The sequence below is a fragment of the Pseudomonas sp. DF5 genome (assembly GCF_058148225.1).
Genome location: NZ_JBYVYM010000003.1, coordinates 88383 through 102911 on the forward strand (window position 1 = coordinate 88383; position 14529 = coordinate 102911).

Genomic DNA, 14529 nt, shown 5'->3' on the forward strand with positions numbered 1-14529 from the left:
TCAGGATAACTAACTTGGTATTTTTCCAATGTAATCGACGAAGCATCCTGCAACCACTTCCTCCGGTCAGGTGTTCGTCATGGCTCCGCTCTTCAAGCTGTGTTTACCCGCACTGTTCCTCGCCATGGCCGTGCCGGCCCAGGCTGAGGAAAAAGTCCTCAATCTCTACAGTTGGGCCGATTACGTGGCGCCCGACACCTTGCAGCGGTTCGAAAAGGAAACCGGCATCCACGTGCGCTACGACACGTTCGATACGCCGGAAGTGCTGGAAACCAAACTGCTCACCGGCGGCAGCGGATACGACGTGGTGGTGCCGTCGTTCAGCGTCCTGGCGCGCGGCCTGGCGGCGGGAGCTCTGAAGGAAATTCCTCACGATGGCCTCAAGGGATACGCCAACCTCGACCCGGACATGCTGGAAAAACTGGCGGCGGTCGATCCCGGCAATCGGTATGGCGTGCCTTACACCTGGGGCACGCTCGGGCTAGGGATGAATGTCGAAGCGGTAAAACAACGCTTGCCCAACGTACCGCTCAACAGCCTGGACCTGCTGTTCAAGCCCGAATACGCCAGCAAACTGAAAGACTGCGGCATCGCGATTCTCGATTCGCCGCAAGAGGTGATTGGCCTGGCGCTGCATTATTTGGGTAAAGATCCCTACAGCACCGACAAGGCTGATCTGACAGCCGCCGACGCCCTGTTGCGTCAGCTACAGCCGTCGGTGCTGTACGTCGCCACCGGGCGGCAGATCAATGATCTGGCCAATGGCAGCGTTTGCCTGGCACTGACCTACAACGGCGACGCGAGCATGGCTGCCGATCAGGCGCGCAAGGCCAATAAACCGTTCGAGGTGGCTTACCGTATTCCACGTGAAGGCACACTGGTATGGCAGGACAACCTGGCAATTCCCAAGGACGCGCCGCACCCCGAAGCCGCCCGAGCCTTCGTCGAGTTCATGTTGCGCCCCGAATCCGTCGCCGCACTGACCAATACGCTGTTCTTCGCCACGGCCAATCAGGCGGCGACGCCACTGGTAGATGAGGCGGTGCGCAGCGATCCCGACATCTACCCGCAGGCCGAGGTGCGTGAGCGGCTGTATGCCGACCGCAGCATGAGCCTCAAGGACATGCGTCAGCGCACCCGCCTGTGGACCACTTTCCGTAGTCGCCAATAAACCAACAATAAGGAACACGCCCATGGACGTCCCTGCACAGAACGATCAGGCCATGACCCGCGACAGTCTTTACGGGACTGCCGCCGAAAGCACCTACGCCGGTATCACCAGTTTCATGCGCCGGCGCTACAGCCGCGACTTGCGTGGCGTCGACGTGGTGGTCAGCGGCGTGCCGTTCGACACCGCCACCAGCAACCGTCCCGGCGCGCGTTTCGGACCGCGTGGTATTCGGGCGGCGTCCACTGGTATTGCCTGGGAACGCCATTGGCCGTGGACGTTCGACCCGTTCGATCACTTGGCTGTCATCGACTACGGCGATTGCGCTTTCGATTACGGCGCGCCGCATTCGGTGCCGGAAAGCATCGAAGCCCACGCCGGGCACATCCTGGATAACGGTTGCGCGATGCTGACCTTCGGCGGCGATCACTTCATCAGTTATCCGCTGCTCAAGGCTCATGCCCGCCAGCACGGCCCGTTGTCATTGATTCACTTCGACGCCCATAGCGACACCTGGCCGGATGAAGAGGGCAAGCGCGTGGATCACGGCACGATGTTCTGGCATGCGGCCAGGGAAGGGCTGGTGGATCCGTCGCGTTCGGTGCAAATCGGCTTGCGCACCACTAATGACGATCATCAGGGCTTTCAGGTGCTGGATGCGCGGCAGGTGCATCGGCAAGGGGGCGAGGCGATCGTCGAGGCGATTCGTAAGCGGGTCGGCGATCACCCGGTGTATTTGACCTTCGACATCGACTGCCTCGACCCGGCCTTCGCGCCGGGCACCGGAACGCCGGTGTGCGGCGGCTTGAGCACGGTGCAGGCGCTGGAGATTCTTGGCGGTTTGCGCGGGATCAACCTGGTGGGGATGGACGTGGTGGAAGTGGCGCCGTCCTACGACCACGCCGACATTACCTCACTGGCTGCGGCGACCCTGGCCATGGAAATGCTGTGCTTGTATGCGGCCAGGCATAAGGTCGATCGATAGCCCTGATTTGTGCTGTCTGGTATGACGACTTCGCGGGCAAGCCTCGCTCCTACAGGTTTTGTGTCGTGCCCAAATCGCTGTACCTGTAGGAGTGAGGCTTGCCCGCGAAGCTTTTCAAACCGACGGATCGCTACTGCCACTTTCTGACAGCAGCCTCTGCTAAGCTCCGGCGACTTCCAGAAAGGAGCCTGCCGACCGTGTCGCGAACCACTCGTTTACTGACCTTGTTACAAGTGCTACGCGGCAAAAGTCGTCCGGTGACTGCCGCGACATTGGCCAGCGAGCTGGAGATTTCCGAACGCACGCTGTACCGCGACATCGCTGAACTCACCGCACTCGGCGCGCCGATCTTTGGCGAGGCGGGGATCGGCTATGTGTTGCGCAGCGGTCTGTTTCTGCCGCCCTTGATGCTCAATGCCGATGAGACCGAAGCCATCGTGCTCGGTCTGCGCTACGTGGATCAGCGGGGCGATGAGGTGTTGAGCAAAGCGGCGGCCGATGCCCTGGCAAAAATCGCCGCGGTGCTCGACCCGACGGCCCAGGACGCCTTGCGTAACCCGACGGTGTTGCCGGGGCCACCGGGTTATGGCTATCCGCAAAATGCGGTGCCGTTGAATGTGTTTCGCCAGGCCATCCGCGATCAGGCCAAGCTGCACATCGATTATGCGGACGCCAACCAGGTGCCCAGCCAGCGGCTGATCTGGCCCCTGGCCCTGGGGTTTCTCAATGAGGTGCGGATCATCGTCGCCTGGTGTGAGTTGCGCAGTGCCTATCGCACGTTCCGCACTGACCGGATCTCGGCCGTCAGTGAACAGGGTGAGCGCTACCCGGGGCGGCGCAGCGACCTGTTGCGCACCTGGCGCAAGCAGATGCAACTGGACGAAGCAGGGCGTTTCACTCCTGACAAGAACTGACACTGGCTTGTTTTAGCATGGCTCCAGAATCAACTCACAAGGAGTCGTAAACATGTCCAATCCAGCCTCTTCACTGGCCCCCGCCATTGCCGCCTACATTGCTGCCGCCAATGCTCGCGACACCTCGAGAGTTGCCAGTTTTTTCGCTGAGGATGCCAACGTGTTCGATGAGGGACAGCATCAGGTTGGCACACAAGCCATCGCCCAATGGATGCAAGACACAGCACAACGTTATCAGCCCCGGGTCGAGGTGCTCGATGTTCAACTGCGCACCGGCAAAGTGCTGGTGCACAACCTGATCTCCGGCACCTTTCCCGGCAGCCCGCTGGAATTGCGCTACATGTTCCGCCTCAATGAACAGGGCAAGATCGCCCGGCTGGACATCTCGCTGTAACCATCGGCCTATGTAGCACCTGTCGAGCACCGCGAGGCAGCGTTCCGCCGTAGCAGCTGTCGAGCCTGCGAGGCTGCGTTCGGCGGCGAAGCCGTCGTAAATCCTGAATGCACAGTGCGTCTGACGGACCGCTACGCCTGATATCACGACGGCTTCGCCGCCGAACGCAGCCTCGCGGTGCTCGACAGCTGCTACGGCCCAGGCTTGGCGAGCCGCTATAGAGACGTATACTGCCGCGCATGAATGTCGACTCTCCCTTAAGCGCCTGGCAACACGCCATCGAACAGAAGGGCTTCGTCCAGGACGAAGCCCAGGAACATGCCGTGTGGGCGCTGCAAAAATGTCACGAAGCCTTGCAGGAAGGGCGCGCGCCCATCACCGGCGTGTACCTCTGGGGTCCGGTCGGGCGGGGCAAGACCTGGTTGATGGATCAGTTCTATCAAAACCTGCGCATCCCGGCCCGACGGCAGCACTTTCACCACTTCATGGGCTGGGTGCATCAGCGCTCCTTCCAATTGACCGGCACTGCCGACCCGCTGAAGGCCCTGGCCCGCGAGCTGAGCCAGGAAGTGCGGGTGTTGTGTTTCGATGAACTGTTCGTCAACGACATCGGTGACGCGATCATTCTCGGGCGCTTGTTCCAAGTGATGTTCGAGCAGGGCGTGGTGGTGGTCTGTACCTCCAACCAACCGCCGGATCAGCTATACGCCGATGGCTTCAACCGCGACCGCTTCGTGCCAGCGATTAGCGCGATCAAGCAACACATGCAGGTGATTGCGGTGGATGGCGGGGAGGATCATCGTCTGCACCCTGGCGCTGCTTTGCAACGTTACTGGGTGAACATTGCGGGTCAGCCCGATGCCCTCGGCGACGTGTTCAAGGTCTTGACCGTCGGCCAATCGCTGTCCAGTGATCCGGTGAACATCGGCTACCGTTCGGTCAATGTCATTCAGGCCAGTCAAACCGTACTCTGGTGCCGGTACACCGAACTTTGCGAGCAGCCTTTCGCCGCCATGGACTTCATGGCTCTGTGCGACACCTTCAGCGCTATTTTGTTGAGTGACGTGCCCAATCTCAGCGCGCAAAAGCGCGAAGGGCGCATCGCCCGTGGCACTGAGGACGGTGTCGAGCGGGTGGCGGCGGGGGATCGCGAGTTGCCGCAATTGTCGGTGCATGACGACGGCGTGCGGCGGTTCATTGCCCTGGTGGACGAATGCTACGACCGCAAGGTGCCGCTGTACCTCGAAGCGCAGGTACCGATGGAGGCGTTGTACACCGAGGGCTATCTGGAATTCCCGTTTCGCCGCACCCTCAGCCGTTTGCAGGAGATGCAGCTAAAACGTTTTGCCGAGGCTTGATGTCCGGGAGCAGTGAACATGAATCAGCCCTTGTCCCACCATTTGCTGACCATGGCCTATCAGAACGCCTGGGCCAATCACCGACTGGCCAAGGCCTGGATGCAACTGAGCCCGGCTGAGTTGGCGGCGCCGCGCGTCAGTTTTTTCCCCAGCCTGCGCGCAACCCTCAACCACATTCTGACGTGCGACTGGTTCTATGCGGATGCCTCAGGATCCAGTTGTCGGCACCCCGGCGCTCGCGATAAGGTCACTGGACCTTTCAGTGCGCAAGAAGCGAACTGGGGCAATTTGTGTGATCGAGGGTGGGAAATGGAATCCGCAGAAATTCTTGTGCTTCAGGCCAGCTACACCAACCCGGTGCATGCCGAGGCGATTTGTCTTGCATTAAATCACTACGCCGAAGATCCGATGGGTAGCGGTCAATCGTTGCCCGACGCTGTGTTGCGACAACTGCCGGGGGAATTGGCCAAACGGCCCCATGCTTTCAGTGTATTGGCGTTTGTCGGGGGCGAGCCGGCGGGGTTGGTCAATTGCTTCGAAGGCTTCTCGACCTTTGCCTGTCGGCCATTGGTCAACGTGCATGATGTGGTGGTGGTGTCGAAGTTTCGCGGGTTGGGGTTGAGCCAGAAGATGCTGCACAAGGTCGAGGATATCGCACGTCAGCGCGGTTGCTGCAAAATCACCCTGGAGGTGCTGGAAGGCAATCCAGTGGCCCAGGCGTCTTATGGCAAATTTGGTTTTTCACCCGGCATGTTCGACCCGGCGCATGGCCGGATGCTGTTCTGGACCAAAGCGCTTTAGTCCGCAATCCATGCGGGGGTAGGTGGCGAGAGCGCTTGTGTGGCGAGGGAGCTTGCTCCCGTTGGGTCGCGCAGCGACCCCGGTATTTCAAGGTTAAACCGCATGTAAAGGGTTTACGACTGCTTCGCAGCCGAGCGGGAGCAAGCTCCCTCGCCACAGAAGCCCCTCGCCACGCAGGCACTCTTTGCCACACAAGCCCACACCCACAGGGGGTGCGCCAGAACTACTGCTTAACCACCGTCGGAGTGACAGGCGCGACCTTGGGTTTTATCAGGCTGAAGTCGATCAACGGCCGCTGCTCACGCTCATAAGGGTTGCCGATCATCAATGGCCGAGGCTTGAAGTTGTCACTGACCAGGCTTTTGCTGCTATCCAGCTCATCGAAGCTCAAGCCGGCCAGATCCGCCCAGGTGTGAATCAGCTGGGAACTGCTGTACGGCCGACCCAGGTCAGCAGCAAAACTCCAGTCATGGCTTTCGCGCCATTTCGGTGAAGCCCAGGCTATGAACGGAATGGTGTACATCGGCGCGGTCGGCTTGTTCTCGTTGCGGCCCAGGGTGTTGTGGCCAGCGGAGTCGAACACGTCTTCGCCGTGGTCGGAGAGGTACAGCAGGAAGCCGTTCGGATCAGTCTTGGCGTAGTCCTTGATCAGGCTCGAGACCACGAAGTCGTTGTACAGCACCGCGTTGTCGTAGCTGTTGTACGTCGGCACCTGATCATCGCGCACGCCGTCCGGTACATCTTTACGGTCGGTGAACTTGTTGAACGTCGGCGGGTAACGGTACTGGTAACTCATGTGTGTGCCGAGCAAATGCACGACGATCAGCTTGCGTGGCGCCGCATCGGCCAGTGCCTTGTTGAACGGCTCGATCACATCGCCATCGTACTGGGCGGCGTTCTGGTTGCGGTTGTTGTTGAGGTACACCTGTTCGTCGGCCTGCTCGGAGAAGGTCGTGAGCATGGTGTTGCGCTTGGTCATGGTCTGCTGGTTGGTGATCCAGAAGGTCTTGTAACCCGCCTGCTTCATCATGCTGACCAATGACGGCGTCGTCAGGTAGAGGTCCGGGTTTTCTTCGTCGGCGAATGTCAGCACCTGCTGCAACGCTTCGATGGTGTAGGGGCGCGGGGTAATGACGTTATTGAAAACCGCCAGTTGGTCCTTGAGCTTGTCCAGTTCCGGGGTGGTTTCCCGCGCGTAGCCGTACAGGCTCATGCGCTGACGGTTGGTGGACTCGCCGATCACCAGCACCAGGGTCGCCGGCTGATTGGCCATCGAGTCGGTGAAGTTCTTCAGCGGCGGGATCTTGCTGGCGCTGTCGAGCATGTCTTGCATGCCGGCCAGGGTACCGAGGTAACGGTGATAGGCCACGGCCATTTGCCACGGCACCGCAGGCTCGATGCGGGTTTCGAACTTATCGAAGCCTTCCGCCAGGCTGCCGGTGTGCGCGGTCTGCTTGATCAGCGGGTAACCGATCACGGCCAGCACAATCGCCGTCGCGGCAATCAGCGCCTGGGCGCGTGGCAGGTACACCGGACGCACGCGGGTCCAAAGGAAATACGCGAACGCGGTGTGGGCGAGGAACGCCAGTACCATCCACCAGGCAAAGTATTGCGTCATGTACTCGCCGGCTTCAGACACGTTCGATTCGAACATGATGAAGATGACGCTTTGGGAGAATTCCTGCTGATAGATGAAGAAATAACCCAGGCTGGCCATCGAACAGGCCCACAGCACCACGCCGATCAGCGCGGACATCACACGGGTTTGTTTGGGGAACAACAGCATCGGTGCGAGCCAAATGGCGCTCATCACAAAAGCCTGGCGGAACCCGGTAAAACCGGAGGTGCCCGTCAGTTGAATCAGCAGTTGGGTGATACCGGAGAAATACCAGAAGAACAGAAATAACCAGAGAAATCCTGCCCAGTCGAAACCATTTGCAGACGTTTTTCTGCGTTTAAGCAAAGCCATTCAACACTCCAGCCAGATGATCGGCCGTCGGCACTCTCCTTGTTACAGACGAACGTATGCCGCTCGCAAAGCAAGCAGCCACAAGGGCCGGAGTATCGCCAAGCAAGTGTGAAAACTTTGTGAGATGTCGCAGCGGACAGGATTGCAGCGAGTCAGAAACAGCAGTGACTGTTTCTGACTCAAGCGAGGAGGTCAGACGTGGGGAACACGTTGGGTGATGGACAAGGGCTGAGCCTCATTGCCTTGGGTCAGCAGGCGCAACTGCGCGACTTCCCGCTTCAACTGATCACGCTCGTCTTTCAACTGGCGCAGTTCATCGCGACGGATCGTGACGTAAAGGGTTTGTGTTGGCAGTGCTGTGTGTACGGTGCCCATTGCTCACCTCGCAAATGGCGATATCAACTATAAGTCTGCGCCCTGAATAGGGTGCTCACTTACTATCGGCGCCAATTTTGATTTCTTTTGCCCCCGAAGGGAACTTTTTTATTTTTCATGGTCGTTGTGTCTTCGGTACGATTCCCGACGTTATCAGTCTGGATCGGGCACAATGCCCGGAAACTTCATCCCGCCGCTCTGGACTAACCTTCACTAGTCGCGTTGGGCTATACCTTTGACACACTTTATTTGTAGTAGGGAGCATCAGTACATGCAACTCGGGATTATTGGACTGGGCCGCATGGGCGGTAATATTGCGCGGCGCCTGATGCTCAACGGGCACACCACCGTTGTTTACGACCGCAATGCCGCCTTCGTCGAGACCTTGGCTGAAGAAGGCGCCACCGGTGTCGCCGACTTGCCAGCCCTTGTCGCTGGGCTGGCCAAGCCACGCGCGGTATGGGTCATGTTGCCCGCCGGTGCACCGACCGAAGACACCATCGACACACTGAGCACCTTGCTTGAAGCGGGCGATACCATCATTGATGGCGGCAACACCTTCTATAAGGACGATATCCGTCGGGCCAAAACCCTGTCGGAAAAAGGCCTGCATTACATCGACGTCGGCACCTCCGGCGGTGTCTGGGGCCTGGAGCGTGGCTACTGCATGATGATCGGCGGCGATGCTGAGACGGTTAAGCGTCTTGACCCGTTGTTCGAGTCCCTGGCCCCGGGTATGGGCGACATTCCGCGCACCAAGGATCGCAAGTCCGATGACGATCGCGCCGAGCGCGGCTACATCCACGCAGGCCCCGCCGGCGCCGGCCACTTCGTCAAGATGATCCATAACGGCATCGAGTACGGAATGATGCAGGCCTTCGCCGAAGGCTTCGACATCCTCAAGACCAAAGCCAGCACCAACCTGCCGGAAGATCAGCGTTTCGACTTGAACGTGGCGGACATCGCCGAAGTCTGGCGTCGTGGCAGCGTAGTCTCGTCGTGGCTGCTCGACCTGACCGCCGATGCCCTGGCGTCCGATCCGAAACTGGACGGCTACTCGGGTGAAGTGGCCGACAGCGGTGAAGGCCGCTGGACCATCGAAGCCGCCATGGAACAAGCGGTGCCGGTACCGGTGCTGTCGAACTCGCTCTTCTCTCGCTACCGTTCGCGCGGGCAAGGCAACTTTGGCGACAAGATCCTCTCGGCCCAGCGCTTCGGCTTCGGCGGTCATGTGGAGACTGCGAAAAAATGACCCACGTGATCCGCAGGAAATCCAAGGCAGAACCCGCACCGCCCACCACGCTGTTTTTGTTCGGTGCCCATGGTGATCTGGTCAAGCGCCTGTTGATGCCGGCGCTGTACAACCTGAGTCGCGATGGTTTGCTGGGAAATGGACTGCGGATCGTCGGTGTTGATCACAACGCCATCAGTGACAAAGACTTCGCCAGGAAACTCGAAGATTTCATTCGGGCGGAAGTGGCGGCCAAGGTCGGCAAGGGCGATCAAGCCCTTGATCCGGCGTTGTGGGCCAAATTGGCGAAACACATCAGCTACGTCCAGGGCGATTTCCTGGATGAACGCACCTATGACGCATTGGCGGCGAAAATCGACGCCAGCGGCACCGGCAACGCCATTTTCTATCTGGCCACCGCGCCGCGCTTTTTCAGCGAAGTGGTGCGGCGTCTCGGTGCGGCCGGATTGCTGCAAGAAGCCCCTGATGCGTTCAGAAGGGTGGTGATCGAAAAACCTTTCGGTTCCGATCTGTACACCGCCGAAGCCTTGAACGCCTGCTTGCTCAAAGTGATGACGGAAAAGCAGATATTCCGGATCGATCACTATCTGGGCAAGGAAACCGTGCAGAACATCCTGGTCAGCCGGTTCTCCAACAGCCTGTTCGAAGCCTTCTGGAATAACCATTACATCGACCACGTACAAATCACCGCCGCCGAAACCGTCGGCGTGGAAACCCGTGGCAGTTTTTATGAGGTCACTGGCGCCCTGCGGGACATGGTGCCTAATCACCTGTTCCAATTACTGGCGATGGTGGCCATGGAGCCACCGGCCGCTTTCGGCGCCGATGCGGTTCGCGGCGAGAAGGCCAAAGTCATCGGCGCGATTCGCCCCTGGTCGACCGAGGAAGCGCGAGCCAACTCGGTGCGGGGCCAATACACCGCCGGCGAAATCGATGGCAACTCGCTGCGCGGTTATCGTGACGAAGCCAACGTAGCGCCCGACAGCACCACCGAAACCTATGTCGCGCTCAAAGTGATGATCGACAACTGGCGCTGGGTCGGCGTGCCATTCTACCTGCGGACCGGCAAACGCATGAGCGTGCGCGACACCGAGATCGTTATTTGCTTCAAGCCGGCGCCGTACGCGCAGTTCCGCGATACCGAAGTTGAAGAGTTGCAGCCGACTTACCTGCGGATCCAGATCCAGCCCAATGAAGGCATGTGGTTCGACCTGCTGGCCAAACGGCCGGGGCCGGCATTGAACATGGCCAATATCGAACTGGGTTTTGCCTACAAGGATTACTTTGAAATGCAGCCGTCCACCGGCTACGAAACCTTGATCTACGATTGCCTGACCGGCGATCAGACGCTGTTCCAGCGTGCCGACAACATCGAGAACGGCTGGCGTGCCGTGCAGCCGTTTCTCGACGCCTGGGAGCAGGACGCAACTCTGGAGAGCTATGCGGCCGGCGAAGACGGGCCACAGACCGCTGACGAGCTGCTGACCCGCGACGGTCGCGTCTGGCACAGCCTCGGATGAGTGACGTCACGCAACCCCTCATCCGTTTTCTGCTCAGTGACATGGACGGCACGTTGTTGCTGCCCGATCACACCCTCAGTCAGCGCACCATCGAGGCGGTCCGCGCCTTGCGCGATGCCGGTGTGCTGTTCAGCCTGGCCACCGGGCGTCCGCCCAAAGCCATGTTGCAGCAGATCGAAGCCTTGGGCATTGATCTGCCGACGGCGGCGTTCAATGGCGGCACGATCGTCAACCCGGACGGCAGTTTGCTGGTCGCGCATTATCTGCCGGCAACGGCGGCGCTGACGGCGTTGGCGCTGTTTGCCGATCAGCCGGACATAGAAGTCTGGGTGTTCAGTGGTGGCGACTGGCTGTTGAAGGACGCGGACGGCCCGATGGTTCCGCGAGAGCAGCATGGCCTGGGTTATCCGCCGGTGGTGGTCGAGAGTTTTGAGCCTTGCCTGGCACGTATCGACAAGATCGTCGCTGCCAGCAACAACACCGAACTGTTGATCGAGCTGGAGGCGCGATTGTTGCCCAAGGTCGAAGGGCAGGCGCAAGTGTCGCGTTCGCAACCGGTCTATCTGGACGTGACTGCGGTGCAAGCCAACAAGGGCGCGGCACTGGCGACGCTGGCCGAGTTTCTCGGGGTGTCACTGGAACAGACCGCCGCCATGGGCGACGGCGGCAATGACCCGGCAATGTTTCACCGGGCCGGACTGTCGATTGCGATGGGGCAGGCGGAAGAGGCGGTGAAGCGTCAGGCCGACGTGGTGACCGGGGCCAATACCGAAGACGGCGCGGCCCAGGCGATCGAGCGATACATACTGAGTTCAGTCTGAACCGCGTTGTCGTTCTTCGCGGGCAAGCCTCGCTCCTACAGGTTTTACACATTCCGTAGGAGCGAGGCTTGCCCGCGAAGGCGTCAGACCTGCCACCTCAAAGCCAATAGCTTACGGCGTACCAGCCAAGCCCTCCCATCACCACGGTGTATGGCAGCGCCATCCACACCATCCGCCCGTACGACAGGCGAATCAGCGGGGCAATCGCCGAGGTCAGCAGGAACAGGAACGCCGCCTGACCATTAGGCGTCGCCACGCTCGGCAGGTTGGTCCCGGTATTGATCGCAATCGCCAGGGTTTCAAAGTGCTCGCGGCTCATGTGGCCGGAGATGAAGGCCTGTTTCACTTCAGTGATGTAAATGGTCGCCACAAATACGTTGTCACTGATGGCCGACAGCAAGCCATTGGCAATAAACAGCATGCCCGGCTGTTGATCCACCGGCAGCGTCAACACCCAGTGGATCAGCGGCGCGAACAGTTGCTGATCATGAATCACCGCCACCACGGCGAAAAACACCACCAGTAGCGAGGTGAACGGCATGGCGTCCTTGAAGGCATTGCCCAGGCGGTGCTCGTCGGTGATACCGGTGAACGCGGTGATCAGCACGATCACCATCAAACCGATCAGGCCGACTTCGGCGATGTGAAACGCCAACCCGGCAATCAGAATCAGCGCCGCCGCCCCTTGAACCAGCAGCGCAGCGCGCTGACGCGAAGTGCGCTCGGCGTTGTCTTCGGCGGCGTAGTTGGCCAGCACCGCACGCACGTTGTCCGGCAGCAGCGTGCCATAACCGAACCAGCGCAGTTTCTCCAGCAGCACGCAGGTCACCAGGCCCGCTGCGAGCACCGGCAACGACACCGGGGCGATTTTCAGAAAGAACTCGGCGAAGTGCCAGCCCATTTCATGGCCGATCAGCAGGTTTTGCGGCTCGCCAACCAGCGTGCAAACACCACCCAACGCTGTGCCGACCGCGCCGTGCATCAGCAGGCTGCGCAGGAAGGCGCGGAATTGTTCGAGGTCGGCATGGTGCAATGTCGGCAGCTGCCGGTCATCGCTGAACTCACTGTCCTGCCGCGGATCGTTGCCCGAGGCGACGCGGTGGTACACCGAATAAAACCCCACGGCCGCGCTGATGATGACCGCGGTCACGGTCAATGCATCGAGAAACGCCGAGAGAAACGCTGACAGGAAACAGAACATCAACGCCAGCAGTGCCTTGGAGCGAACTCCCAGCAGCAGGCGTGAGAACAGAAACAGCAGCAGGTCTTTCATGAAATAGATGCCCGCCACCATGAACATCAGCAGCAGGATCACCGGGAAGTTGTGCACCAGTTCGTCATAGAGCGCCTGGGGCGTGGTCATTTTCAGCAGCAGTGCTTCGATCAGCAGCAGCCCACCGGGCATCAGCGGGTAACACTTGAGCGCCATGGCCAGGGTGAAGATGAACTCCAGCACCAACAACCATCCGGCCGCCACGGGACCGATCGTCCACGACACCAGGGCGTTGAGAATCAGGAATCCGATAATGCTTGCTTTGTACCAGCGGGGTGAATGCCCAAGAAAATTGTGTGCGAAGGCCTGGGCCATTGAGCCGGACATCGGCTACTCCTTGTATTAAGAAGCGCGCAACTTGCCGTAAGCGGAAGGGAAGATCAAGTGCAGGAAACTAGTGTTGATAACGGGCGACGACAGCGCGGTAGTTGCCATCCAGTGAATAGCCACCGACGACGATGCAGCCATCGGCCTGCACAGCCAGTGAAGTGGCGGTGTCCGGGCCTCGACTCAGGCGTGTGCGGACCCAGCCCAGGCCATTGGCGAAGCTGCGATCCAGCGCCCCGCTGGCTAAGTACCGGGCGAGAATGAAATCGCCTTCGAGCCCGCCGACTGTCGCTCCGACCGTCAGTACACAGCCGTTTGGTTGTACCTGGGCGGCGGTCCACTGGCAGCCGCTGTGGCCGATTTTCAACAGTCGTGGTTGGCCGCCATTGCAATGCATGTCAGGCCGGCCATTGCTGTGAACGCTCAGTGCGAGACAGTGCATCGGGTCGCGGCTGCTGCCAAAACAATGCAAATCACCATTTTCGTGCTGGACGATCTGGCAGACCTGAGCACTGCGACCCGAGACCTTGAAGGTCATGAACCCATCCACGGCGAAGCCGTCATCCAGCTGGCCATCGGTGTGATAACGCGCCAGCAAACCTTCCTCGGGGAAGTTGATCGATCCGCCCACCAGGATTCGGCCGTCATGTTGCACCATCAGACTGTTAAGCCAGGTGTTCATCAATAAGTGCCGGACCATGACAAAACCGCGACCGTTGAAGGTGCTGTCCAGCGAGCCGTCGGCATTGAGCCGTATCAGCATGCCGACGTGATCGGCCCGTTCAAAGTGGTGATTGGCCAGCAGCAGGATTCGACCGTCGTCCTGCACGCAGATATCACAGGCCTCGGTCCCCGGTACACCAGGTGGTAACCAGGCGTCGCGAGCGCCTTGGGAAAGATTCGCCGGCAGGCGCACCACGCAGCGGCCATGCTCGCCAAAATTCTGTACCGGGCAGCCTTGGCGATCAAACATCGCCAGGGCGGGCAGCGTGCGGTGAGCATTTTCGTAGTGCAGGCCGGCCACCAGAATGTGCCCGTCGGCCAGCACCCGCACCGTGCCCGCCATGGCCTCATAGCCGTGGGCGAACTGCCCGATGATGCTGCCTTGTTTACCGAATGCCAGATCCGCCGAACCGTCCTCGCGCAGGCGCGCCAGGCCAAAACGGCTGCCACCTGGGGTGCCGACCTTGGCTGCCACCAGTATTCGGTCATTGTGGTCAATCGCGACACCATTGACCCTGCTGAAGGTACTGCCGGCGAAATACACTTGAGTCTTGCCGCTGCCGGCGAAATGACTATCGAGTTGTCCGGCGTCATTCACCGTTGCCGGTATGGCAAAAGCAGTCTGGAGTGACATGCACGCATCTCCTTG

The 14529-nt window shown here is 60.0% G+C and carries 13 protein-coding genes and 1 pseudogene; 10 read left to right on the forward strand and 4 right to left on the reverse strand.

The window, feature by feature from the left end; all coding sequences use genetic code 11:
- Positions 1-79 precede the first annotated feature (79 nt).
- The 7 genes and pseudogenes from AC30D7_RS03810 to AC30D7_RS03840 all read left to right on the forward strand — a co-directional run bounded on the left by AC30D7_RS03810 (position 80) and on the right by AC30D7_RS03840 (position 5620).
- A complete protein-coding gene (locus AC30D7_RS03810) occupies positions 80-1171 on the forward strand; it encodes a polyamine ABC transporter substrate-binding protein (RefSeq protein WP_490133115.1) in 1092 nt (363 codons plus the stop codon).
- A 22-nt stretch (positions 1172-1193) separates the two neighbouring features.
- Positions 1194-2153, forward strand: a complete 960-nt coding sequence (gene speB / locus AC30D7_RS03815; protein ID WP_490133116.1) for an agmatinase — start codon at positions 1194-1196, stop codon at positions 2151-2153.
- A gap of 197 nt (positions 2154-2350) precedes the next feature.
- Entirely contained in the window at positions 2351-3067 is a 717-nt protein-coding gene (locus AC30D7_RS03820; RefSeq protein WP_490133117.1) for a helix-turn-helix transcriptional regulator, read from the forward strand.
- Between the two features lie 52 nt (positions 3068-3119).
- The gene (locus tag AC30D7_RS03825; protein ID WP_007897370.1) at positions 3120-3461 is read left to right on the forward strand and encodes a nuclear transport factor 2 family protein; all 342 of its coding nucleotides are present in this window, start codon (positions 3120-3122) and stop codon (positions 3459-3461) included.
- A gap of 239 nt (positions 3462-3700) precedes the next feature.
- On the forward strand, positions 3701-4819 hold the full coding sequence (gene zapE / locus AC30D7_RS03830) for a cell division protein ZapE (protein WP_490133118.1): 1119 nt from the start codon (positions 3701-3703) through the stop codon (positions 4817-4819).
- A gap of 18 nt (positions 4820-4837) precedes the next feature.
- Positions 4838-5026: pseudogene (locus tag AC30D7_RS03835) on the forward strand (DinB family protein); the annotation flags it as partial.
- A gap of 102 nt (positions 5027-5128) precedes the next feature.
- Complete coding sequence (locus AC30D7_RS03840; protein ID WP_490133275.1) at positions 5129-5620, forward strand: GNAT family N-acetyltransferase; 492 nt, start codon at positions 5129-5131, stop codon at positions 5618-5620.
- Between the two features lie 223 nt (positions 5621-5843).
- Here AC30D7_RS03840 and AC30D7_RS03845 read toward each other — a convergent pair whose 3' ends face one another.
- A complete protein-coding gene (locus AC30D7_RS03845; RefSeq protein ID WP_490133119.1) occupies positions 5844-7589 on the reverse strand; it encodes a phosphoethanolamine transferase CptA in 1746 nt (581 codons plus the stop codon).
- Positions 7590-7781: 192 nt separating this feature from the next.
- The gene (locus AC30D7_RS03850) at positions 7782-7964 is read right to left on the reverse strand and encodes a DUF6026 family protein (protein WP_490133120.1); all 183 of its coding nucleotides are present in this window, start codon (positions 7962-7964) and stop codon (positions 7782-7784) included.
- 271 nt (positions 7965-8235) lie between these two features.
- On the opposite strand from AC30D7_RS03850, the gene gnd reads away from it, so the two are divergent.
- Genes gnd through AC30D7_RS03865 form a run of 3 tightly spaced genes read left to right on the forward strand, consistent with a single transcriptional unit; the run spans position 8236 to position 11557 of the window.
- Positions 8236-9216, forward strand: coding sequence for a phosphogluconate dehydrogenase (NAD(+)-dependent, decarboxylating) (gene gnd / locus AC30D7_RS03855; protein ID WP_490133121.1), 981 nt, complete (start codon positions 8236-8238; stop codon positions 9214-9216).
- Positions 9213-10736, forward strand: coding sequence for a glucose-6-phosphate dehydrogenase (gene zwf / locus AC30D7_RS03860; protein ID WP_490133122.1), 1524 nt, complete (start codon positions 9213-9215; stop codon positions 10734-10736). The genes gnd and zwf overlap by 4 nt, the downstream gene beginning before the upstream one ends.
- A complete protein-coding gene (locus AC30D7_RS03865) occupies positions 10733-11557 on the forward strand; it encodes a Cof-type HAD-IIB family hydrolase (RefSeq protein WP_490133123.1) in 825 nt (274 codons plus the stop codon). The genes zwf and AC30D7_RS03865 overlap by 4 nt, the downstream gene beginning before the upstream one ends.
- Before the next feature lie 97 nt (positions 11558-11654).
- Here the strand turns inward: AC30D7_RS03865 and nhaB are convergent, their stop codons facing one another.
- Together nhaB and AC30D7_RS03875 are read right to left on the reverse strand one after the other, a co-directional pair.
- The gene (gene nhaB / locus AC30D7_RS03870) at positions 11655-13157 is read right to left on the reverse strand and encodes a sodium/proton antiporter NhaB (protein WP_490133124.1); all 1503 of its coding nucleotides are present in this window, start codon (positions 13155-13157) and stop codon (positions 11655-11657) included.
- A gap of 67 nt (positions 13158-13224) precedes the next feature.
- Positions 13225-14514 (reverse strand): hypothetical protein, encoded by a 1290-nt coding sequence (locus tag AC30D7_RS03875; RefSeq protein ID WP_490133125.1) that lies wholly within the window; start codon positions 14512-14514, stop codon positions 13225-13227.
- Positions 14515-14529 lie beyond the last annotated feature (15 nt).